Annotated in this window: 21 protein-coding genes; 16 read left to right on the forward strand and 5 right to left on the reverse strand. The window is 63.9% G+C overall.

The annotated features are described in order from the left end of the window. Positions 1 to 17: 17 nt before the first annotated feature. From AC1ECK_RS24735 to AC1ECK_RS24765, 7 genes are all read left to right on the forward strand, one after another. Entirely contained in the window at positions 18 to 995 is a 978-nt protein-coding gene (locus AC1ECK_RS24735) for a triphosphoribosyl-dephospho-CoA synthase (protein ID WP_480323790.1), read from the forward strand. Next, on the forward strand, positions 983 to 1288 hold the full coding sequence (locus AC1ECK_RS24740; RefSeq protein ID WP_480323745.1) for a malonate decarboxylase subunit delta: 306 nt from the start codon (positions 983 to 985) through the stop codon (positions 1286 to 1288). Before AC1ECK_RS24735 ends, AC1ECK_RS24740 begins: the two co-directional genes overlap by 13 nt. Next, positions 1285 to 2169, forward strand: a complete 885-nt coding sequence (locus AC1ECK_RS24745) for a biotin-independent malonate decarboxylase subunit beta (protein WP_480323747.1) — start codon at positions 1285 to 1287, stop codon at positions 2167 to 2169. Before AC1ECK_RS24740 ends, AC1ECK_RS24745 begins: the two co-directional genes overlap by 4 nt. After that, complete coding sequence (gene mdcE, locus AC1ECK_RS24750) at positions 2166 to 2981, forward strand: biotin-independent malonate decarboxylase subunit gamma (RefSeq protein ID WP_480323749.1); 816 nt, start codon at positions 2166 to 2168, stop codon at positions 2979 to 2981. The genes AC1ECK_RS24745 and mdcE overlap by 4 nt, the downstream gene beginning before the upstream one ends. Then, positions 2981 to 3742 (forward strand): malonate decarboxylase holo-ACP synthase, encoded by a 762-nt coding sequence (locus tag AC1ECK_RS24755; protein ID WP_480323751.1) that lies wholly within the window; start codon positions 2981 to 2983, stop codon positions 3740 to 3742. The genes mdcE and AC1ECK_RS24755 overlap by 1 nt, the downstream gene beginning before the upstream one ends. Further along, a complete protein-coding gene (mdcH, locus tag AC1ECK_RS24760; protein ID WP_480323792.1) occupies positions 3742 to 4680 on the forward strand; it encodes a malonate decarboxylase subunit epsilon in 939 nt (312 codons plus the stop codon). Before AC1ECK_RS24755 ends, mdcH begins: the two co-directional genes overlap by 1 nt. Before the next feature lie 474 nt (positions 4681 to 5154). Further along, entirely contained in the window at positions 5155 to 5589 is a 435-nt protein-coding gene (locus tag AC1ECK_RS24765) for a universal stress protein (protein WP_480323753.1), read from the forward strand. Between the two features lie 114 nt (positions 5590 to 5703). Here the strand turns inward: AC1ECK_RS24765 and AC1ECK_RS24770 are convergent, their stop codons facing one another. After that, complete coding sequence (locus AC1ECK_RS24770; RefSeq protein WP_480323755.1) at positions 5704 to 6294, reverse strand: alpha-ketoglutarate-dependent dioxygenase AlkB family protein; 591 nt, start codon at positions 6292 to 6294, stop codon at positions 5704 to 5706. A gap of 143 nt (positions 6295 to 6437) precedes the next feature. On the opposite strand from AC1ECK_RS24770, the gene AC1ECK_RS24775 reads away from it, so the two are divergent. Next, entirely contained in the window at positions 6438 to 7022 is a 585-nt protein-coding gene (locus AC1ECK_RS24775) for a malonic semialdehyde reductase (RefSeq protein ID WP_480323757.1), read from the forward strand. A gap of 22 nt (positions 7023 to 7044) precedes the next feature. Here AC1ECK_RS24775 and AC1ECK_RS24780 read toward each other — a convergent pair whose 3' ends face one another. Next, positions 7045 to 7356, reverse strand: coding sequence for a hypothetical protein (locus AC1ECK_RS24780; protein ID WP_480323759.1), 312 nt, complete (start codon positions 7354 to 7356; stop codon positions 7045 to 7047). A gap of 408 nt (positions 7357 to 7764) precedes the next feature. Here AC1ECK_RS24780 and AC1ECK_RS24785 point away from each other — a divergent pair, with 408 nt between their 5' ends. The 5 genes from AC1ECK_RS24785 to AC1ECK_RS24805 all read left to right on the forward strand — a co-directional run bounded on the left by AC1ECK_RS24785 (position 7765) and on the right by AC1ECK_RS24805 (position 14964). Then, the gene (locus AC1ECK_RS24785) at positions 7765 to 8928 is read left to right on the forward strand and encodes a metallophosphoesterase (RefSeq protein WP_480323761.1); all 1164 of its coding nucleotides are present in this window, start codon (positions 7765 to 7767) and stop codon (positions 8926 to 8928) included. 565 nt (positions 8929 to 9493) lie between these two features. Further along, a complete protein-coding gene (locus AC1ECK_RS24790) occupies positions 9494 to 10762 on the forward strand; it encodes an MFS transporter (protein ID WP_480323763.1) in 1269 nt (422 codons plus the stop codon). A gap of 43 nt (positions 10763 to 10805) precedes the next feature. Continuing rightward, positions 10806 to 13232 (forward strand): glycoside hydrolase family 31 protein, encoded by a 2427-nt coding sequence (locus AC1ECK_RS24795; protein ID WP_480323794.1) that lies wholly within the window; start codon positions 10806 to 10808, stop codon positions 13230 to 13232. 360 nt (positions 13233 to 13592) lie between these two features. Then, positions 13593 to 14300, forward strand: coding sequence for an MgtC/SapB family protein (locus tag AC1ECK_RS24800; RefSeq protein ID WP_480323796.1), 708 nt, complete (start codon positions 13593 to 13595; stop codon positions 14298 to 14300). 409 nt (positions 14301 to 14709) lie between these two features. After that, positions 14710 to 14964 carry a GlsB/YeaQ/YmgE family stress response membrane protein gene (locus AC1ECK_RS24805; protein ID WP_480323765.1) on the forward strand — a complete coding sequence of 85 codons (255 nt, stop codon included), beginning with the start codon at positions 14710 to 14712 and terminating at the stop codon, positions 14962 to 14964. Between the two features lie 66 nt (positions 14965 to 15030). Here AC1ECK_RS24805 and AC1ECK_RS24810 read toward each other — a convergent pair whose 3' ends face one another. The 3 genes from AC1ECK_RS24810 to AC1ECK_RS24820 all read right to left on the reverse strand — a co-directional run bounded on the left by AC1ECK_RS24810 (position 15031) and on the right by AC1ECK_RS24820 (position 19270). Beyond that, positions 15031 to 16545, reverse strand: a complete 1515-nt coding sequence (locus AC1ECK_RS24810; protein WP_480323798.1) for an acetyl-CoA hydrolase/transferase family protein — start codon at positions 16543 to 16545, stop codon at positions 15031 to 15033. Between the two features lie 168 nt (positions 16546 to 16713). Next, positions 16714 to 16932: a hypothetical protein gene (locus AC1ECK_RS24815; RefSeq protein ID WP_480323767.1), complete on the reverse strand. Its 219-nt coding sequence runs from the start codon at positions 16930 to 16932 to the stop codon at positions 16714 to 16716. A gap of 160 nt (positions 16933 to 17092) precedes the next feature. Then, positions 17093 to 19270: an FUSC family protein gene (locus AC1ECK_RS24820; protein WP_480323769.1), complete on the reverse strand. Its 2178-nt coding sequence runs from the start codon at positions 19268 to 19270 to the stop codon at positions 17093 to 17095. Between the two features lie 217 nt (positions 19271 to 19487). On the opposite strand from AC1ECK_RS24820, the gene AC1ECK_RS24825 reads away from it, so the two are divergent. The 3 genes from AC1ECK_RS24825 (at position 19488) to AC1ECK_RS24835 (ending at position 22783) form a co-directional block, all read left to right on the forward strand. After that, positions 19488 to 20492: a LysR family transcriptional regulator gene (locus AC1ECK_RS24825; protein ID WP_480323771.1), complete on the forward strand. Its 1005-nt coding sequence runs from the start codon at positions 19488 to 19490 to the stop codon at positions 20490 to 20492. 240 nt (positions 20493 to 20732) lie between these two features. Then, positions 20733 to 22127: a selenium-binding family protein gene (locus tag AC1ECK_RS24830; protein ID WP_480323773.1), complete on the forward strand. Its 1395-nt coding sequence runs from the start codon at positions 20733 to 20735 to the stop codon at positions 22125 to 22127. A gap of 5 nt (positions 22128 to 22132) precedes the next feature. After that, entirely contained in the window at positions 22133 to 22783 is a 651-nt protein-coding gene (locus AC1ECK_RS24835; protein ID WP_480323800.1) for a hypothetical protein, read from the forward strand. The last annotated feature ends 158 nt before the right edge of the window (positions 22784 to 22941 follow it).

Here is a 22941-nt window from a genome sequence, read left to right on the forward strand (position 1 = left end):
CGCTGGGCGCGCCATGTATGGCAACACGATTGGCGTCTACGGTAGATACGGTGCAGGAAACCCCTGCCGTGGCCGACGACGCATGGCTTGCACAACTGGCCGTCACCGCGCTGGTCGAAGAAGCGCTGCTCACGCCGAAACCCGCGCTAGTGGATCGGCGCGGCAGCGGCGCCCATCGCGACCTCGATCTGAACACCATGCTGCGTTCCGCGCAGGCGCTCGAAGCGACCTTCGTGGCGCTGGCGCGCGCCGCGCGCCGCAGCGTTCCGTCCGCCACCTTGCGCGCGGAGCTGGCGCAGATCGGCCGCGCCGGCGAACACGCCATGATGCAGGCCACCGGCGGCAGCAATGCGCATCGCGGCGCGATCTGGATCGTCGGACTGCTGGTGGCGGGCGCAGCACTGGCGCAGCGCGATGACGCCCAGGCTGCCGCTCGCCATGCGAGCGCCGAGCGCTCTACCCAGGCGCGCCCGGCCGCCGTGCCGCGAGTCGCGTTTGCGGCGAAGGTCTGCACGCTGGCCGCGCAGATCGCCTGCTTCCCGGACCGCTTCGCCGCCGCGCCGGATAGCAACGGCGAACGCGTGCGACAGCGCTATCAGGTCGGCGGCGCGCGCCGCGAAGCGCAGGATGGCTTCCCGCATGTCGTCGCCGTCGGGCTGCCGGCGCTGCTGGCCGCGCGCGCCAACGGCAGCGACGAAGACGCCGCCCGCCTCGACACGCTGCTCGCGATCATGAGCTCGCTCGACGACACCTGCCTGCTGCACCGCGCCGGCCTGCCCGGCCTGCACGCCGGCCAGCACGGGGCACGCCGGGTGCTCGAACGCGGCGGCAGCGCCAGCACCGCGGGCCGTACCGCCCTCGCCGAGCTCGAACGCGCGCTGCTCGCCCTCAACGCCTCCCCCGGCGGCGCAGCCGACCTGCTCGCCGCCACCCTCTTCATCGACATGCTGGTGCGTCGCGACACCGGCAGGAGCCAAGCCTCATGGAACATCTGACATTCGATTACCCGGCGCAACGCGCCCTCACGACCCGTGCGCATGTCGGCGTGGTCGGCTCGGGCGACCTCGAAGTGCTGTTGTCGCCGGCGGCCGGGATGAGCGCGCATGTGATCGTGCGCACCAGCGTCGATGGCTACGGCCATATCTGGAAGAGCGTGCTCGACCGCTTCTTCACGCGCTATGACGGCGCGGCGCAGATCGAGATCAACGACTTCGGCGCGACACCCGGCGTGGTGGCTTTGCGGCTGGCGGAAGCGGTCGAGGAAGCGGAACAGGGAGATCGGGCATGAGCATCGTCGCTACGGCTCAACCGGCGCCGGCGCTGCACGATAGCTTTATCGAGCTGTCGGCACGCGAACGCGCCCGCGCGCTGCTCGACCCCGGCACGTTTCGCGAGCTGCTCGGACCGTTCGACCGCATCGAATCGCCGTGGCTGCCGTTGCAGGGCATTGTCTGCCAGGCCGACGACGGCTGCGTGATCGCGCGCGGCACGATCGACGGCGCACCTGCCGTGGTTGCGGCGATCGAGTCGGCGTTTCAGGGCGGCAGTATCGGCGAGGTGTCCGGCAGCAAGATCGCCGCGGCGCTCGAACTCGCCTTGCGCGATTGCGAACGCGGCAAACCGGTCCGTCCCGTGGTGCTGTTCGAAACCGGCGGCGTCCGACTGCAGGAAGCCAACCTGGGTCTCGCGGTGATCGCCGAGATCCAGGCGGCGATCGTCGCGCTGCGCCGGCATGTGCCGGTGGTCGGCGTGATCTCGGGAATGGTGGGCTGCTTCGGCGGCATGTCGCTCGCCGCCGCGCTGTGCTCGTACCTGGTCGTCACGAAACAGGGCCGGCTCGGCATGAACGGACCGGAAGTGATCGAACAGGAAGCCGGTATCGACGAACTCGATGCCAGCGACCGGCGCCATGTGTGGCAACTGATCGGCGGTGAACAGCGGGCCCTCACGGGCTTCGCGGATGCCCTCGTCGACGACGATCCGCATGCGCTGCGCGCCGCGGTGCAGCGCGCTTTCGTGCTGGGAATGCCGGCGGCACACCGCAGCGAACAGGTCGAGGTCTATCTCGCACGGCTTGCGCAAACCGACCCCGCCAACGTCACCCCCGAAACCATGCGGAACGTGTTTCACCAGGGCGCCGCGATGCAGTCCTCAAAGGAGGAAGCGTGAACGATACCTCTCTGACCCGCGGCGCACGCTGGTTCCGCGCACTTGCCGGCGAGCCGCTCAGCGCGGCGCCGGTGTGGAGCGGCGATGCCCCGCTCGGTGACGACACGGCGCGCTTCATCACCGTCGTGCCCGACCCGCAGAACCGCTTTCCACGCGCCACCGACAACGTCGTCGGCCTGGAACAAGGCTGGCTGCTCGCGCGCGCCGTGCGCGAGGTGATCGCCGCGGATGCGCATGGCACGACACGCCGTCCGATCGTGGCGATCGTCGACGTGAAAAGTCAGGCCTATGGCTACCGGGAAGAGACGCTCGGCATTCATCTGGCGTGCGCGGCAGCGGTCGATGCGTACGCGTCGGCACGCGATGCCGGGCATCCGGTGGTCGCGCTGATCGTCGGGCCGGCGATGTCCGGCGCGTTCCTCGCGCACGGCTACCAGGCCAACCGCATCGTCGCGCTGGACGCTCCCGGCACGATGGTGCACGCGATGGGTAAAGAGGCCGCCGCGCGCGTCACTCGCCGTACGGTCCAGGCGCTGGAAGCGCTCGGCGAGACCATTGTGCCGATGTCGTATTCGATGGCCTCATTCGCCAGACTCGGCTTGCTCGATGAGCTGATCGAAGGCGTCGACGCCGATGCGCCGAGCGCTGCACAGATCGAGCAGGTGCGCCGGGTGCTCAGCGACTCGGTGAAGAGTGCCCGTGCCGATGCATCCGGCCTGTCGCATCGGCTGCAGTCCGACACCGCGAAGAAGACCCGCGCGGCCTCGGTCGAAGTGCGGCGGCGGCTGGCGGAACAATGGGACGCGGTGTGATGCGGACCGCCGCCGCGTTTGCCGTGCCCGTTTCAGCACCACTGGACGAGCTAGCCGGCGCCGGGATTGGCACAGAAGATTCCGAGCGCCTGAGTAACAGCAACTGGCGAGCGCATGACTTGCTGCATCTGCGGCGCTTGCCTTCGCTCGACGGCGAGCCGGACTGGGTGCGCGCCGCCCTCGCCCACGCGCCTTTCGTCGTGGTCAGGCGGGCCTTGGCCGAGCCTGGCCTCATCGCGATAGGCGTGCGCGGCAGCGGCCGCGCCCAACGCTATGGCACATGGGCCAACGCCGCCGATATCGAAACCGCGATCCGCCCCGAGGATCTCGCCGCCGGCGTACCCGTGGACGCCACGCGCCGCGCCCTGCCCGCGTTCGCCCTGCTAGCCGCCTTGCACCACGACGCGCAATCGCTCCGCGCGTTTTCATGGGGCCCCACGGGCAGCGCGGGCTTCGAACTCGCGACCGGCACATCGGCTGTCACGGCAACAAGCGATCTCGACCTGTTGATCCGCATGCCCGAGACGCTTTCGCGGCAGGCCGCCGCACAGATGCTGAGCGAACTCGAAACGCATGCAGCGCGTGCAGGCATCCGCGTTGACGCCCAACTTGAAACGCCCGCCGGCGGAATCGCCCTCGCCGAATGGGCCGCGGGAAAAGCCCGCGTGATGGCGCGCCATGCGCAAGGCCCGCGGCTGCTTGCGGATCCGTGGGACCGATCGACCGTGCGAGCGCCCTTCGAGGCGCCCACGCAAGCATGATGCTCGCCTGCCAGTTTCCCGGCCAGGGGGCGCAATCGGCTGGCTTCCTGCATCGCTTGCCGCAACACCCTGTGGTGACCGAAACGCTCGACGAAGCCTCGCAGGTACTCGGCACCCAGGTGCTGACGCTCGACACGCCCGATGCGCTGCGCTCCACCGTAGCGGTTCAGATCGGCCTTCTGGTGGCGAGCGTCGCCACGGTGCGCGTGCTCGCAGACGCAGGACTCACGCCCGATATCAGCGCGGGGCTCTCGGTGGGCGCTTACGCGGCAGCGGTGAGCTGCGGCGCGCTCGGCTTCGCGGACGCCCTGCGTATGGTGCGCAAGCGTGCTGAGTTGATGGAGGCCGCGTATCCCGCAGGTTATGGCCTTGCCGCCATCTCCGGTCTGACCGAGAGTCAACTGGAAAAGCTCGCCGCCGAGCAAGCCAACGAAGGGCTGCCGCATGTGTATATCGGCAACGTCAACGCTGCGCGGCAGATCGTCATGGCCGGTGCCGACGCTGCGCTTGAAGCGTTGATCGAACGCGCGCTCGCGAGCGGTGCGCGCAAAGCCACGCGCCTGGCTGTCAGCGTACCGTCGCACTGCGAATTGCTCGCCGATGCCGCCGCCGAACTGACGGAATACGCCCGCGAGGTACCGTTTCACGCACCGCGCGGTATCTATGTCGGTAATCGCGGCGGCCGGGCGCTATATAGCGCGGAAGCGATTCGCGACGATCTTGCGACCAACATGCGCTACACGGTCCGCTGGTTCGACGCGCTCACCGTCATGCTCGAAATGGGTGCGACGGTGCTGGTTGAAGCACCGCCGGGCCAGGTGCTGACCGACATTGTTCGCGAGAACTGGTCGGAGATAGCCGCCGTCGCCACCAGCAGCATTGCGCCCGACCAATGGGTTGCAACCGTGCGGCGCCGGCTCGCAGCGCGCGCACGCTGAAGCACTTCACTCGACGAAAGTACGGCATCGGAGTGACCCATTCTGCGAATCGTCGTTTTCATCATCCCACATGCACAGGAATGCCAAATGATTGGAGAATGAAAATAGGCACAAGGTCATTACATCATGGCTCAACGCCAGCCTGCTGCCCCCTTGCTTCTGAAGTTATGCGCATAAAGTTATATTTTTTATTTTCTATCTGCGGCGACGAAGACTCCTGCGCCCGCTGCTCGCTCCACTCGGTCTCCATATACCAATTTCGATATAAAACGGACGATCCACTGACCAGCGATCCACAGTCATGGCGAGCTAGGGGTTTTCCACCCCATCCCCATTTCAATACCTTTTTTGATGCGATTTTTACGCACTTGCGTGCACTCTTTAGATGAACGGTACGCCGTAGCCACTACGCTGTAATTGATCCTGCTGCGTTCCCGCGGACAGATCCAACAGTCAACTGATGGACAACCGATCATGCTGAAACTACTGGTTCCCGTAAGCCCCTCGGCGCGTTCGCTTCAAGCCGTCCGGCATGCTGCGTTCCTCTACAACGAGCGATGTGCATCCGAAATCGTGCTGGTCAATGTGCAGCCCCCGCTCGAATCGACGCGCCTTGAAGCCTTCTATCCCCTTTCGAAATTGCGCGCCCTCGAAGATGCCTATGCCGAGGCCGCACTCAGCCGCGCCAAGCGCATTCTCGAAGACGCAGGCGTCAAATATTCGGTGGAAGTCAGAGTCGGGCCGCTGGTGCCGACCATCGCAAATTGCGCAGAACAAAACGACTGCGACGAAATTGTCGTCGCGGCGCCCCGCAGGGACCTGTTCCACGCCGTCGCACGGCTCGTCAATCGCAGCGTGCTGGACCGCCTGGTGAGCATCTCCCGGGTCCCGGTCACCGCGGTCAACTGAAGCGAGCGGAGCGGGTGGCAAGGTTTAGAGGCGCGCGTTTGCACCACGCGTCGAACAGGGTCCGTCCAGCACCCGGCGGATCTCAGGCGTCGTGACACACACGCGCCAAGGCCGCTAACGCCCCGCCATCACCCAGCGAAACGTCAGATTGATCCGCTCACCTGTGACGCGCGGCTCCTTGGGCACCCGGTGACGCCACTGCGCCTGGGTGTTGCCACGCATGACGAGCAGGCTGCCGCCTTTGAGCTGGTACGACTGCACCAACCCCGTCTTGTTATGCCGCAGATCGAAGGTCCGGGCCACGCCCAGACTCACCGACGCAATCACCGGTTGCGCGCCTAGCTCGCGCTCGTGATCCGCGTGCCAGCCCATGCTGTCCATGCCGCTGCGATAGCGGTTAATCAGCACGCTATTGAAGCTGCACCCGCAGATCGCTTCGACGCCCGCCCTCAGTTCGGCCACCGTCGGCGTCCATGCTTGCGGCACGTTGCGAATCCCCGAATAGACATAGACCGCCTCCGCTTCACCCTGCCACGCGGTAAGACGCGGCAACGGCACGCGGCCGCCCGGCGTGCCCATCGACTCGTGTTTCCACGCGACCTCGTCGATGAGCCGTTGCAAGTCCCGTTCAGCCTCCTCGGCTGCGAGCCAGTCGGGATACCAGAGAACATCGGGCCTGGGAAGATCGTCGAACAGATCGTTCATGAGATAGCATGTCGCATGTGCCTGCGCGCGCGGGTAGAAATAAGCTTGGCTATTATGGAGTGAACCGTCACCACGGGTCACGCAACGCTCTTGCGCTCTCTTTCTACTGTCTCCGAATTTTTCTCTCCAGCGGATTTACCATCATGACGCTCTCCGACGACGCACTCGACCAACTGTTTCGCACCGCCCGCACGCACAACGGCTGGCAAGCCAAACCGGTCGAGGATGCGCTTCTCAAGCAGTTGATCGAACTCGTCCTGCTCGGACCGACTTCAGCCAACTCGAGCCCCGGCCGCTTTGTGTTCGTGAAGTCCCGGGAAGCCAAGGAAAAGTTGCGCCCCGCCCTCTCCGCAGGCAACCTCGAAAAGACGATGGCCGCGCCGGTCACGGTGATTGTCGGGATGGATATGGCGTTCTACGAGTACCTGCCGAAGCTGTTTCCGCATGCCGATGCGCGCAGCTGGTTCGCCGGCAACGAAAAGGCCATCGCCGACACCGCGTTTCGCAACGCCACACTGCAAGGCGGCTACCTCATCATGGCGGCGCGCGCACTCGGACTCGACACCGGCGCGATGTCGGGGTTCGACGCGGCCAAGGTCGACGAAGCATTCTTCGCGGGCACGACCGTGAAGGCCAATTTCCTCATCAACCTCGGTTATGGCGATCCGTCGAAACTGTTCCCGCGCAGCCCGCGGTTTACGTTCGACGAAGCCGCGCAGATCGTCTGACCCGGCCGGTGCGCTGTAGCTTTCAACTAAACAGCGCCACGTAAAATACGACGGCGCCGATCAGCGCGCCGACGAAGCAGAATCCCTCTTCGGCCTCGTCGCCGCGCGAGCGCAACCACGCCCCGGCGACGCCGAAGAGACCCGCGATACCGAGCGCCACGAACACCATCACCACGTAGAACAGCGCATTGCGGCCGAGTTCGGAAATGTCGAGACCGCGCACGCCGTAGTACAAGCCGATCGCCATCAGCGACAACCCCACCATCGGCAACATCACATGGCTCCCCTCATAGCCGACGTGATGCGGATGATGGCCTGGTCTGGTCAATTTCATGATGCGTCTCCCACATCGCTCTCTAAACGGGCGATAGACCGAACCATCTGATGCAACCGTTGTACCCGGGGAACCACAGCAAACCTGCGCCTGACGGGATGACAGCGGCGGGGACGGTTGCAGCAGGGCTCCCTTTGAGAATAGTCCACGCGCAGGAACAATTCAAAAGCTGTTTAATTCGACTTTTCCCTGGCATCCGCTACGCGGCAGCACCGGGTTGCCCATTGCGATGCAGCGCCGGATCCGCCTTGATTTTGCGGCCGGACGGAACTGGAAAAACGGCGCGCGGAGCGCTCCGGCAAGCGTGACGACATGCCGGTAGAATGGGCTGCCAGCCGGCCAAACCGCAGCGAACGCACCCTCGCGTTCGCCTGCGCGTCCGGCTCCCTTCCGCCTCCACCCCTCTCTATGCGCCGCTTATCGTTCCTTGTCCGTGTTATTTGCATTGGCGTCCTGCTGCACATCTATGTCGGTTTGCGGATCATTCCGGATCTGCCTGTCGACACCACCGCCAGATGGCTGGCGGCGCTCTGGCTCGTACTGTCCTGCCTGCTGATTCCGCTCGGCATGCTGGCGCGGACCATCGAGCGGCAACCGCTGGCCGACCGGCTCGCGTGGGTCGGACTGATGGCTATGGGCTTCTTCTCGTCATTGCTGGTGCTGACCTTCGTGCGCGATCTGGCGCTGGCCTCGCTGCTGACCGTCGATGCGATCTGGCCGCACACCATCCCGATGGCGCGCTGGCGCACCGGCTCTGCCGCCGCCGTGCCGCTACTCGCATTGCTCTCGACGGCGGCCGGTCTCATCAACGCGCGGCGCCGCGCCCGTATCGTCACGATCGACGTGCCGATCGACGACCTGCCGCAAGCACTCGACGGCTTCACGATCGTCCAGATCAGCGACATTCATGTCGGACCGACCATCAAGCGCCGTTACGTCGACGCCATCGTGGACGCCGTGAACCGCCTCAAACCGGATCTGATCGCCGTGACCGGCGACGTGGTCGACGGCAGCGTGCCGCAGTTGCGCGATCACACCCGGCCGCTCTCGCGCCTGAGCGCGCGGCACGGCGCCTACCTGGTCACCGGCAATCACGAGTACTACGCCGGCGCCGATGCGTGGATCGACGAGTTCCGCCGGCTGGGTTTGCGCGTGCTGCTCAACGAACACGTGGTGCTGGAGCATGAAGGCGCGCGGGCGGTCATCGCCGGCGTCACCGATTATTCGGCGGCCCATTTCGACCCCACCCATCGCAGCGATCCGGTCGCGGCGCTCGCGGGCGCTCCCGGTGACATACTCATCAAGGTCCTGCTCGCGCATCAGCCGCGTTCGGCCGAAGCCGCCGCCGAAGCCGGATTCACGTTGCAGTTGTCGGGTCACACGCACGGTGGCCAGTTTTTCCCATGGAATTTTTTCGTGCGCTTCCAGCAGCCGTTCACCGCGGGGCTCGCCCGGCTAAACGGATTGTGGGTTTATACAAGCCGCGGCACCGGCTACTGGGGACCGCCCAAGCGGCTTGGCGCGCCTTCGGAGATTACCCGGCTGCGTCTGGTGCCGGGTGAGGTGGGCTGAAGCCGACGCCTGATTGCGCCGCAGGCGTTACTGCCACGCTCATTCGGGGAGCATAGGCCATATCGATGCGCATACCCCACTGCAGGTTGGCCGGCTTCGCCGGGCCGCGGCCTGGATATGGAACACGGCGGGAACACCGCGCCATCACGGCCCTTCAGTTCGCTCACACGCAAAGCACAGTCAAGCGCTACCGCTTCCGCCGTCAAGCTCCACGGCGGCGACCGGCTCACAACGGCGCCGTAGCGTCACGCCGATCCAACCCAGCCCCAAAAGACCAGATTGTTCATTTTATGTTCAAGCGAACAGCGTGACGCTTGACGGCGCTCGTTTACGAACATAGGATGCGATTAGACGACCATGAGATCGGTCGTCATATAACTTTGTTAGGCCGATAGCCGCTTTTTGCCCCTTTTCGGCATAAAAATCGCTTATCGACAGCCCGACACGGCAATAGGTCATGCGATGACCTATCAGATTGACTGCCGAGCCCCGTACCAGGAACATGGTGCCGGCAAGCCAATCACCATGCCGCATCAAAACAGAATCAGACAGGATGGAGACAGCGTTGAAAACAATCAAAGGCTTACGTTGGTGGATCATTGTGCTGGTCTGTCTCGGCACGATCATGAACTACCTAGCGCGCAATTCATTGGCCGTGCTGGCGCCGGAGTTGAAGCATGTCTTCGATCTCTCGACCAAGCAATACTCGTATGTGGTCGGCGCTTTCCAGATCGGTTACACGATCATGCAGCCGGTGTGCGGGCTGATCGTCGACCTGATCGGCCTGCGCCTCGGGTTCGCGCTGTTCGCCGCACTCTGGTCGCTCACCGGCATGCTGCACGGCTTTGCCACCGGCTGGCTGTCGCTCGGTGCGATGCGCGGCGCGCTCGGTCTGTTCGAGGCGGCCGCGATCCCCTCCGGCATGAAGGCGGTCGCCGAATGGTTTCCCGACAAGGAGAAGTCCGTCGCGGTCGGCTATTTCAACGCCGGCACGTCGCTAGGCGCCCTGCTCGCACCGCCCGTCGTCATCTTCCTGTCGCTGCGCTTCGGCTGGCAGGCCGCCTTCATGGCGACCGGCGCCTTCGGTTTCGTCTGGGCCGCCCTCTGGTATGCGCTGTATCGCTCGCCGGCCGAGCATCCGCGTGTCTCGCGCAAAGAGCTCGCCTTGATCCAGGATGGCCAGACCCAGTTCGCGCCGGTCAGCCAACGCCCGGTTCGCGAAATTCTCGGCTCGCGGCGCTTCTGGGCGATCGCGCTGCCGCGCTTTTTCGCCGAACCGGCCTGGCAGACCTTCAGCTTCTGGATCCCGCTCTATCTCGTGACCGTGCGTCACATGGATCTCAAGCAGATCGCCATCTTCGCCTGGCTGCCGTTTCTGGCCGCGGACCTCGGCGGCATCTGCGGCGGCTATCTGTCGCCGTTCCTGATCCGCTATTGCCGTATCCCGCTGATCTGGTCACGCGTCGCCGGTGTGATCCTCGGCGCATTCATGATGATCGGGCCGGCCTGTATCGGCCTCGTCGCGTCGCCGTATGAGGCGATCGCCCTGTTCTGCGTCGGCGGCTTCGCGCATCAGATGATCTCCGCGCTCGTCAACACCTTGAGCGCCGACGTGTTCGATTCGGATGAAGTGGGCACCGCCAGCGGTTTCGCCGGCATGGCCGCATGGATCGGCGGCCTGAGCTTTTCGCTGGTGGTCGGGGCGCTCGCCGATACGGTCGGCTATGGCCCGCTGTTCGCCTGCCTCGGCGCCTTCGACCTGATCGGCGCTACGCTGCTCGTCGTGTTGATCCGTGGCCAGTCGAAGCGCGAGCGCGAGCTCGCGCATGCCTGATCGGCCTGAAGCCGCTCCCCATTCAACCAGAGGAAGTCCGATGATGTCGCTGTTGCATCCCCCCGTTTTCGAACCCGCCAGCCCGTCGGGCAACCTCGTGCGCCTGAGCAGCGCTGCGGGACCGGTGATCGAAATCTTCGTGCTCGAAGACGACATCGTGCGCGTGCGCGTGCTGCCCGATGGCGAGGCTCGCGGTCCGCGCACCTGGGCGATTGCGCCGGGGCTCGAGGACGTCGCCATCGAGGGCCGCGATCGCCTCGACCTGACGGGCTATAGCTTGCCGCCCTTCAGCCTGCACGCCGACGACGCTCACCTGCGCATCGAAACCGGACAAATCAGGCTCACCGTCGCGCTGCAAGGCGGCTTTTGCACGTGGGAGCTCCGTAGCGGCGACGGCTGGCGCCGCGTGTTGCAGGATCGCGCCACGCAAGCCTATAACTTCGGCTGGTGGGACGAGCGGGTCTACCACTACGTGCGCCGCGAAGCGGGTGAGATGTACCTCGGTCTGGGCGAGCGCGCCGGTTCGCTCGACCGCGCCAACCAGCGCTATCAGATGGTCAACGTCGATGCGATGGGCTACAGCGCGAAGAGCACCGATCCCCTCTACAAGCACATTCCCTTCTATCTCACGTGGCAGCGTGAAGCGGCGCTAGGCTTCGGGCTCTTCTACGATACCCTCGCCGACTGCACGTTCGACATGGGCCGCGAGCTCGACAACTATCACGGCCACTATCGCCATTTCATCGCGGAGCATGGCGATCTCGACTACTACTTCATCGCCTCGCCCGCGACGCCGCTGGCCGCCGTGCGCCGCTTCACCTGGCTCACCGGCCGCCCGGCCCTGATGCCCAAGTGGGGCCTCGGCTACTCCGGCTCGACCATGAGCTACACCGACGCGCCCGACGCCCAGCAACGCATGGGCGAATTCATCGAGCGCTGCCGCGAGCACGACATCTTGTGCGACTCGTTCCACCTGTCGTCGGGCTATACGTCGATCGGACCGAAGCGTTACGTGTTCAACTGGAACCACGACAAGTTCCCTGACGTGGACGGCTTCGTGCAGGGCTATCTCGAACAGGGCGTGCGACTGTGCGCCAACATCAAACCGTGTTTGCTGCGCGATCATCCGGAGTTCGAACAAGTGGCGCGCGACAGGCTTCTGATCCGCGCGCGCAACGGCGAACCCGCCTGGGTGCAGTTCTGGGACGAAGTCGGCGCCTATCTGGACTTCACAAACCCCGACACGCTTGCATGGTGGCGCTCGCGCGTGACCGACGCGCTGCTGCGCCATGGCATTGCGTCGACCTGGAACGACAATAACGAATTCGAAATCTGGAGCCCGGACGCCATCGCTCACGGCTTCGGCAAGCCCTACCCCGCCCGCGAGGCGAAGGTCCTGCAGACCATGCTGATGATGCGCGCCTCGCGCGATGCCCAACGCGCGTACGCGCCCGAGCGGCGGCCGTTTCTCGTGTCGCGCTCGGGCGGGGTCGGCATGCATCGCTATGTGCAGACCTGGTCGGGCGACAACTATACGTCGTGGGAAACGCTGCGCTACAACCTGAAGATGGGACTCGGACTCGCGCTCTCGGGCGTGTCGAACATCGGGCACGACATCGGCGGCTTCTCCGGCCCCGCGCCGAACGCCGAACTGTTTGTGCGCTGGATTCAGTTCGGTATCCTGATGCCGCGTTTCAGCATCCACTCGTGGAACGACGACGGCACGGTCAACGAGCCCTGGATGCATCCGCAAGCGACCCGGCAGGTCTCCGATCTGATCAAGCTGCGCTATCGCCTGCTGCCGTACCTGTACCATCTGCTATGGGACTCGACACAACACTACGAGCCCGTGTTGCGCCCGACCTTTGCGGAATTCCCGAATGATCCGCACTGCTATGCGGATGGCGACGACATGATGCTCGGCACGTCGCTGCTGTTCGCGCCGGTTGTCGAGCCGGGGCAGACGAAGCGCGAGGTGTGGCTTCCGGCCGGCGCCGGATGGGTCTCGTACTGGAGCGGCGAAACATTCGCGGGCGGCCAGTCGGTCACGCTGCCCGCGCCCTGGGAGCAACCTGTCATGCTGATTCGCGAAGGCAGTGTCGTACCGCTTAACGTCGCGCCTCAACACTTCGCCCAACCTGCCGAGCAGCGCGGCTTCATGGTGGCGCCGCATCGGGGCGTGGGCGTCGCACAAGGCGAATGCTTCGAGGATGACGGCGAATCGGAGGCCTGGCGCAGCGGCGCATACGGTTGCTGGAAGGTCAGCGTCGCAAGCGACGCCGCAACGCTCACCGTCATGGTGGAGTGGACCGGCGACTGGCGCCGGCCATTCGACTCGGTGGAGGTCTTGCTGCCGGCCGCCGATGCCCGTCGCATCGTCGCAGGCAACGCGACGCTGCGCAGCGAGGTGCGCGCTCAAGCCTGGACCCGGCTCATGCTCGACTTGCCCACGGCGCAACACGCCGGTTGACTTCGTGTCGTGCCACTGCCTAAAATCCGTCCACACGTCTAACCGGAATCTCCATCTTGGACAGTAGCAGTTATCGATCTTCGATTCACTCAATCGCCTGATCGGCAAGCTCGCCGCGCCAGCCTAATCCCTGCCGCCGTCTTGCCATCCGGCCAGACGGTGCGCGCCGTAGTGATCCCCGTGCACTTGTCGCTTGCAATTCGCCGTTGCCTGGCTCGAAGCCTGGCAACGGCCGTAGCATTCGCGCCGCGAGCGGAAGCCCGCGCGCCTCGTCACGCGTTGGCCCTCGCGGATCGTTAGCGATGCTGTCACGCGTATGGTTCAAACTATGCGTCTGAGTACGCCTTGACTACAAATCCAATGACGCTTGAATTTGTTTGGCGGCTCCTCGCCGCGTTCTCCTGCGGTGTCGCGATCGGCATCGAACGGCAAATGCGCCAGCGCACGGCCGGCCTGCGTACCATCACGCTGGTCGCGAGCGGCGCCTGTCTGTTCGTCACGCTAGGCGTGCTGACCGGCAACGGCACAGCGGGCGTCACGCAGATCGCCGCGTATGTGGTGTCCGGCGTCGGCTTCCTCGGCGGCGGCGTCATCATGCGCGACAAGGGCTCCATCCAGGGGATCAACACCGCGGCCACCTTGTGGTGTTCGGCCGCAGTGGGGGTGTTGTGCGGTGCGGGACACTTCGGACCGGCGTTGGCCGGCACGGGCATCGTGTTGCTGACGAATACCGTGCTGCGCGAAGTCAGCCGCACCATCAACGCCACGCCGGTGTCGAACGCCGACCTCGTGCGCGAATACGTGCTGACCGTGGTCTGCCGCGAAGAGGACGAAATTCACATTCGCACGGCGCTGTCGAATTCGATGTACTCGACCCCCCTGTCGTTTCAGAGCCTTACAAGCGAAGATGCACCGGAGCAGCCGGGCCGCATCCGCGTCACCGCGACCCTGAAACTGCACCCCAAGGACCAGTCGAAGCTCGAATTGATGGCAAGCCGCATCAGCATGGAAACGACCGTCTCGAGCGTAAGCTGGATCGCCAAAGAAGCGGAACCGACGCCCGAGTAGCGCCGCCAGCCGCCACGCCCCTGCTGCGCGGCCCAACCCGCATACCGGCGCGGTGCGCCTTGCACCCTGCGGCGGCTTCATCTATAACAACCGTAGACGAAACACCGGCCGGCGTCCCCTATCAGCGATGGTAGAGTGCGCCGTATCGACCGATGAACCGTATGCCTGTGCAGCCCGAGACCGAGAAAGAAATGAACCGAGCGACTGCGCGTTGGATGTCTCTGCCTATCCGCCGTGGCGGCTGCCGCCATGCTGCGTCCTGTTCCGTCCTCTCGCCAGCCTCATGGCTGGCCCCGCCGCAATACATTCAGACATTGTTAAATCCATATCCCGAATATGGACGGCTCTAACCCGTTGGACTAAGCTCTGTCACCGTGAATTTTTCACGCTCAACCATGGAGTCTTGATTATGGAACACGGCATCATTGCATGGCTCATCATCGGCGCGATCGCCGGCTGGCTGGCGGGCGTGCTCGTCAAGGGCGGCGGGTTCGGGTTGATCGTCGACATCATTGTCGGGATCGTCGGCGCGTTCATCGGCGGCTGGCTCGCGGGCATTCTGCACATCTCGCTCGGCGGCGGCTGGATCGGCTCGATCATCACGGCGGTGATCGGCGCGGTCATTCTGCTGTTTATCATCCGGCTGTTCAAGCGAGGCGCCTAGCGCTTCACGCTTCAGGCGGCCCCGTCGCCTGAAGCGCGCTGTCTTACCTGAGCGCCGTGCGAGCCATCAAGTCCGCGCGGCGCTTGGCTCCAGCATCGAGCCGGTTTCGTTCAGGCGGATATGCCAGGAGAATGCCCGCTCCAGACGGTGAGGCGTTTGCCCGCCATGCTTCAAGGCATCCTCGTAGTAATCGCGCAGCATCTCGCGATACAGCGGGTGCACACACTTCTCGATGATCGACACGGCCCGCTCACGCGGCGCGAGCCCGCGCAGATCAGCCAAACCCTGTTCCGTGACGACCACATCCACGTCGTGTTCATTGTGGTCGCAATGCGGCACCATCGGCACGACGCTGGAAATCCGTCCATCCTTCGCAATCGACTTCGTCGCGAAGATCGCGCACGAAGCATTGCGCGCGAAATCGCCCGAGCCGCCAATGCCGTTCATCATGTGCGTGCCGCCCACATGCGTTGAATTGACGTTGCCATAGAGATCGAATTCCAGCGCGGTATTCAACGCAATCAGACCGAGGCGGCGGATCACTTCGGGATGGTTGCTGACCTCTTGCGGGCGCAACACCAGACGGTCCCGGTAGCGCTCCAGCTCGCCGAAAACCTGCGCATGGCGCGCGGCCGAAAGCGTAATCGAGGCGCCCGAGGCGAACGTGACCTTACCGGCATCCATCAGGTCGAAGGTCGAGTCCTGCAGCACTTCCGAATAGATTTCAAAGGCCTCGAAAGGCGACTTGACGAAGCCTGCCAGCACGGCGTTGGCAATCGTGCCGATGCCGGCCTGCAATGGCGGCAGACGGGCCGGCATGCGCCCGCGCGACACTTCATGCTGCAGGAATTCGATCAGATGGCCGGCGATGCGCTCCGTTTCCTCGTCCGCGGGCAAAACCGTGGACGCGCTGTCCGGCTTGTTCGTGATGACGATGGCGGCGATCTTCTCCGGCGGAATCTCGATGGCCGGCGTACCGACCCGATCGCGCGGATGAACGATCGGCAACGGCTCGCGATTGGGGCGGCGGCCCGGAATCCAGATGTCGTGCAACCCTTCGAGTTCAAGCGGTTGCGCGAGGTTGATCTCGACGATCACCTTGTCGGCGAGGATCGCGAAGCTGGCCGAATTCCCCACCGAGGTGGTGGGCACGATGCCGCCGGTTTCCGTGATCGCCACCGCTTCGATGATGGCGATGTCGAGCTTGCCGAGCTGGTTGGCGCGCAACATCTCGACCGTTTCGGACAGGTGCTGGTCGACAAACATCACTTCGCCGCGGTTGATCGCATCCCGCAAGGTCTTGTCGACCTGGAACGGCAAGCGGCGGGCCAGCACGCCCGCCTCGGTCAACATGCGATCGACGTCATGGCCAAGCGATGCGCCGGTCATCAAGGTAATGCGCAACGGCTTGCCTTCGTGACGGGCGCGTTCGGCCAGCGCCACGGGCACGGCCTTCGCGTCGCCCGCGCGCGTGAAACCGCTCGCGCCGACGCGCATGCCATCCTGAATCAGCGACGCCGCGGCTGCGGCTGTCGTCACTTTGCCGCGCACCGCGGCACAACGAATCCGGTCTTCGTACATGCTACTGAGTCTCTCCATGATCAACCGTCCAGTCTACTGTTGCGCACGTCTTCGGCGCGGCTAGATCAGCAGTAGGGTTGTCGTGCGTCAAGCGGCGTCTCGCGATGGAGAGCGCCGCTACGAGGCATGCGTCGCGCAAAAAGTCACGACGGATTAGTGTTGTTGTCTTTAGCTACCGAAAAAGAGCGTGCAGTAGCTCACGGGTCCCACGCACTCGGCAGCCTTCTTCGCCGGCGCAGTCATGCGGCCTTGCTGAAGCGTGCCGTTCGCGTGCTGCTCAGTGGTCTGGGCAACCTGTTGTCCCTCAGCAGCAGGCGCCGCGGTTTGTGCATGAGCTACAGCGGCAGACAAGGAACAGGCAATCAGAACAAGCTTCAATGCTTTCATCTATTTCTCCAGTGCTTACGATTACGCCACGCAGGAAGTCCCTTGGGGATTGGCGGCGGCGAGGCAGTGACAAAACTATATGACCGCCACGTACACAGATAAACGGCCGCAACTGGAAGTGATCTTTCCATCTGGCAGAAAGATCGCCATGCGATCTGGATTAACGCGCATTGGCATTAAACGGTGCGTCTTTATCGAGCAAGGCAGTACGAATGAAATGCAGGCAGCCGAGTATTCGCTGCATGTCATGGCGCCGCTCGCGATCTGGGTGAACGGCTTGCAGAAGCGTCTGCGCGGCCTCGATCGTCACGCCCACCGACGCCAGCGCCCGCGCCAGAGGGCACGGTCCCGGCTGCTCGAACAGGCTTGAGACATCGGCGCGCATCTGCTCGAGGCAGCTAAGCCAGCGCGGGTCGAGTGCCCCAGCGTAGACCGCGTGTGCGGCTTCGTTGCGCAGGTCGATGACAGCGTGTCCGACTTCGAGCGTCACCAGCATCCAGCGCAGTGCATCGCGATGCTGACGCGAGCGCTTCGTCAACAGCACGCGCAATTGCGCCATCAGGTCGTGGGTACTCGACTGAAAATATTGATTCAGGCCGCGCAAATCGCCGCAGCATGCAAGAACCACTTGTGCGCGCAAACTGCCTTTGATTTTGCCGATCAGCCATGGCATCTGCGCCGGGAAAATCACGCCAAATGCAAGCGACGCCACCAGCATCGCTGCCACAATCGCGATGCCGTTATTGATTAACAGATCGGGCTGGTAAATCACCACATTGTCGGGAGCGGCCAGCAAACAGAAGAACACCGAGAAGCCCACGCCATAACCGGAGACACCGGGACGCATCGCGAGGAACGCGCCCAATGCCAGCACCGGCGTAAGCGTCGCGCAGAGCAGCGGAAAGCCGTCGATGTTCGGATAGACGTAGCAACTGAACAGATAGCCCGTCATCGTCGCGAAGATTGCGCCGACGGACATCTGCAAGGTCAGTTTCGACGCGTTGGGCGATGTCGAAGTCAGTGCACAAGCGAGCGCCGCGCCGATTACGGCGAAACCGCCGCTCGGCCAATCGGTTTCGATCCAGAAGGCGCCGACGATCGCCATCACGACCACCGTGCGCAAAAAGGTAAGCCCGACCACAAACCGATTCGTTTTGCTGACGTACCGTACGGCCTGCCGCTCCTTGACAGGCTTGCCGTGCTCCAGCGACGCGTAGGTTTCCGTATAGCGGATGAATTCGTCGACGAAGCGATACAGCAGTTCGGCCGATGTATCGAAATCGGCCAGCAGATCGGGCGCTGTCGTTTCCAGCGGCCGACGCGTCTCGCGCACCCGGCGCGGCAGCATCGCCTGAAAGGCGCGTAGTTCGACAGCGACGTGAGCCGCGTGGGCAGTGTCGCAGGCCTTGGCGGTCTGGCGGACCAACAGGCGCGACAGCTCTTCGAAATACGGCGTGATGGCCTGCATGACCGCGTAGAGGCCTCCCGTCTGCACCCGCTTGATCAATTGCCGCAGCGCATGCAGACGGGCGCAGGCATCCATGAACTCGCTGTTCAGGCGCGCGAGGCTCCGGCTGCGCGAGCGCATCCGTGGGTCTTCGAATGCCGCGAACGTGCGGGTCGCCTCGAAGCCTACAATCCCATCCACCAGGTCGGCAAAACGCGCTTCGAACACACCCCGCTCTATCTTGCCGCCCAGCACCTGCGCGGCGAACGCAGTAAAATCGAGATATCTTTTGCGCAAGCCGCGCTGCAGCGCGAGGCTCGACCTCTGCGGCACGATCAACGCACTCACTGCGCTCGAGCACACGATGCCGAGCGCGACCTCCGAGGCACGCGTCAGCGCAGCGAGAAACAACGCGTTCGGCTCCATGACCGTCGGAACGCCGATCAGAGCGGCGGTGTACCCCGCCAGCACGAAGCCGTACCATCGAAAATGCCGATACCGGACTGCCGCAGCAATACAGGCCCCTACCCAGCATGTCAGCCCGATCATGTACAGCTCGGGCTGCTGGACGAACACCGCCCCCAGCACGAGTGCGGCAAGCGTCCCCACCACGGTCCCAATGATCCGGTAAAAGCTTTTTGCGAGCACCATACCGCTAAACGGCTGCATCAGCACGAACACTGTCGTCATGGCGGTGCGGGGTTGCTGCAGGTCGAGCAGCATGGCGATGCCCAGCGCGAGCAGCGCCGCCGTGACGGTCTTGAACAGATGCAGCCAGATGAGGCCGTCGCTCGCCGCCCAGTCACGGCCGGCCGCTGCGGTGGCACGCAGCATCACGGCCCAGCGCCGACGCGGGTCGGACGTGCCTTGGATCAGATGCTGGCGTTTCATGGCAAGAAAACCGCGCCCCGGATGGTCACTCGAATTCGACTAGGCACCGGACGCCCTACTGCGCGCACCGGCTGGCAAGGGGCCGATTGTAGGAGCCTCAGCGGCATGCATTAATGCGATAAGCCGGGAACATCCATTCCAGATCGAACAACAATCGGGATGCCGGACAGGCGGACAATACGGGTTCTCTCTCGAATACGTCGAACAAGAAGGTCTGATGGATACGCTACAAAATATGCGGGTGTTCGTCCGTGTGGTCGACGCCGGCAGTTTCACGGCTGCGGCGCAGTCGCTCAACTCGACCACCGGCGCCATGTCGCGCGCGGTCTCGGAACTCGAAACCCACCTGCGAACCCGTTTGATGAACCGCTCCACCCGGCGCCTCGCGCTTACGACGGCGGGTGAACGCTATCTGAAGCGTTGCCAGCAGATTCTCGCGGACGTCGACACGGCCGAAGAAGAAGCCAGTTGCGCGCACGAACGGCCCAGCGGCGCCTTACGCATGCATAGCTTCGCCAGTATTGGACAGCATTACGTGCTGCCGGCGATTTCGCGCTATCGCGCGCTCCACCCCGAGGTGACGGTCGAATTGACCCTGTCGCAGCGCATGCCGGACCTGTTCGAAGGCAGCGCCGACGTGGCAGTCGTCACGGCATCGAGCTTGCCCAACTCGGACCTGGTTTCGCTGCCATTGGGCGCTACGTTCAATATTTTGTGCGCATCTCCCGCCTATCTGCGCACGCACGGTGCACCGCAGCAACCACGCGATCTCGCCCATCACGAGTGCCTGATCCTGCAGACGCCGGCCTTCCCGGCCAACGACTGGCTGCTCGAAGGACCCACCGGCAGCGAGTTGATGCAGGTCAGCGGGCCGGTGCAGGTGAATATCGCGGAATCACTGGTTGTGGCGATTCGCGAAGGCATGGGGATCGGCATGTTGCCGCTCTACGCCGCGATCCACGGACTGCGCGACGGCTCGCTCGTGCGGGTTCTGCCGCAATACACGCTCCAGCGGATGAATATTTACGCGCTTTACCCATCGCGCAAGTTTATCGATGCCAAGACTCGCACGTGGGTCGAATTCCTCCGCACGCATATGCCGAAGGTGATTGCCCGCGATGAAGCGCTGCTCGCCGAGGTTGGGCTGGTCGATCCGCTCGAGGCCATCTTGCCGGGGCATCCGGGGGCTATCATGGAACCTGGCCAGCAACTGGAGCATTAAAGCCCGGTTGACTTGGTTGACGCCTCGCGGGCACGTTTGATTAGCGGATCGAACGTGTCTGGTTTCGCTCTACGCCGCAGTGCGCCATATTGTGTCGCGTCTGAGCGTTAGGCGCCCGACCCCATGACTAGCGCGAATTTGCTTATTCCATATCGAGCTTTGGGTCCGGGTTAAAACAAGTACAGTTCTTGATGGCTGGTTGTGTCGTCCCGAGTCGCATAGATACGGAGGAGGAGCACCATGGGCATCTGGAAGCCGGACCCGAGCTTTTACCCATCGCCACGCCTGGCTGCGCAAGCGCCACCCGAAAAGCTCGCCTATGTGGCTGCGTTCGATCCTGAGCGCACACGGCCGGATGAGATCGCGGTGGTCGACGTCGACCCGGCCTCCCCGGACTATGCGCGCATCGTCGGCAATCTGGCCATGCCGCACGCCGGCGACGAACTGCATCACTTCGGCTGGAATGCGTGTTCGTCTTGTCTTTGCCCTAACGCACCGCATCCACATACCGAGCGGCGCTACCTCGTCGTGCCGGGCTTGCGCTCGTCGCGCATCTATATCCTCGATACCAAACCCGATCCGCTCAAGCCGACCATCGTCAAGGTGATCGAGCCGGCGACGATCGCGAGCCGTACCGGCTATAGCCGTCCGCACACGGTGCATTGCGGCCCGGGCGGGATCTATGTGACGGCGCTCGGCAATGCGGAAGGCGGCGCACCCGGCGGGATTTTCCTGCTGGATCCGGAGAGCTTCGAGCCGCTCGGGCGCTGGGAGGTGGACCGCGGATCGCAGCAGTTGGCCTACGACGGCTGGTGGCACCTCGGCTACGATACGCTCGTGACCAGCGAATGGGGTACGCCGGACACCTTCGAGAACGGTCTGATTCCCGAGATTCTGCTCGGTGCGCGTTATGGCCGCCGCCTGCATTTCTGGGATTTCACGCGTCGCAAGCATCTGCAGGAGATCGACTTCGGGCTGGAATATCAACTCGTCTTCGAACTGCGTCCGGCACACGATCCGACCAAAGCCCATGGTTTCGTCAATTGCGTGATCAGCCTGAAGGACCTGTCGTCGTCGATCTGGACGTGGTATCGCGACAAGGACAAGTGGGCGGTACGCAAGATCATCGATATTCCCGCCGAGCCTGCAGATCCTGCACTGCTTCCACCGGTGCTCAAATCGTTCGGCGCAGTCCCGCCGCTTGTGACCGACATCGATCTATCGCTCGACGATCGTTTTCTGTACGTGTCCTGCTGGGGTACAGGCGATCTGCTGCAATATGACGTGTCCGACCCGTTTGCGCCAAAGTTGACGGGGAAAGTGCGCATTGGCGGCATTGTCTCGCGGGCGACGCATCCTGGCGCATCGAATGGTGCGCTCAACGGCGGTCCGCAAATGGTCGAGGTGAGTCGCGACGGCAGACGAATCTACTTCACCAACTCGTTGTACGGCGCGGTCGATCCACAGTTCTACCCCGACGGGATTGACGGCTGGATGGTCAAGCTCGATGCGGGTGCGGAAGGCGGCCTGTCATTCGACGACAAGTTCTTCCTGGCGTGGCCGGAAGGTCATCGGCCCCATCAGATCCGTCTGCAAGGCGGCGACTGTTCGTCGGATTCGTACTGCTATCCTTGACGAAGATGAATCTGTCGACCTCGACATGGTGGTCATGGCTCGCCGTCGCCGGCCTCGGCGCCTTTCACGGGATCAACCCGGCAATGGGCTGGCTGTTCGCAGTTGCGTTAGGACTGTATCGACGCAGCCGGCGGGTGGTTTTGCTCTCGCTGGTACCGATCGCTCTCGGACACGCGCTCGCCGCCGGCAGCATGCTAATGGCAGGGCTATCGCTCGGGATGGTGATCGACCACTCGGTGTTGAATCGCGTGTGCGGGGGCCTGCTGATCGGTTGGGCGGGATGGCACACGCTACGCGGTCATCGCATGCGACCGCGTGTCGGCATGCAGACGGGCTTTGCTGGGCTGACGGTCTGGTCGTTTCTGATGGCGGGTTCGCACGGCGCCGGACTTATGTTGATCCCGGCGTTGATGCCGATATGCAGTGCGTTGTCACACGCGTCGGGAGCTGCGTACCTTGGTGCTGGGCCCACCGCGACGATCGCGGCGATTGCGCTGTGCTTGCACAGTGCGACGATGCTGTTGACGACTGGTGTAATCGCTGTAGCTGCGTTCGATCACTTCGGCGTCGGCGGGCTGCGTACCAAATGGCTGAACTTCGATCTGCTGTGGACAGGGACGCTGGCGGGTTGTGGGGTGCTGCAGCTGGCGCTGTGAGGCGACGGAATGCAGCGGTTTGCTGCGAGAAGGCGGCAACGGGTCGTTGGGCCCGGGTCTGCCGTGTGGTGGGCGGTGCGTTCTGGGGTGCAGTGCGTTTTCCGGGCGCGTAAACGCAGAAACCCCACCGTTTTTGGGTGGGGTTTCTGTTGCTGCTA

The sequence above is a fragment of the Paraburkholderia sp. SSBN10T genome (assembly GCF_056619545.1).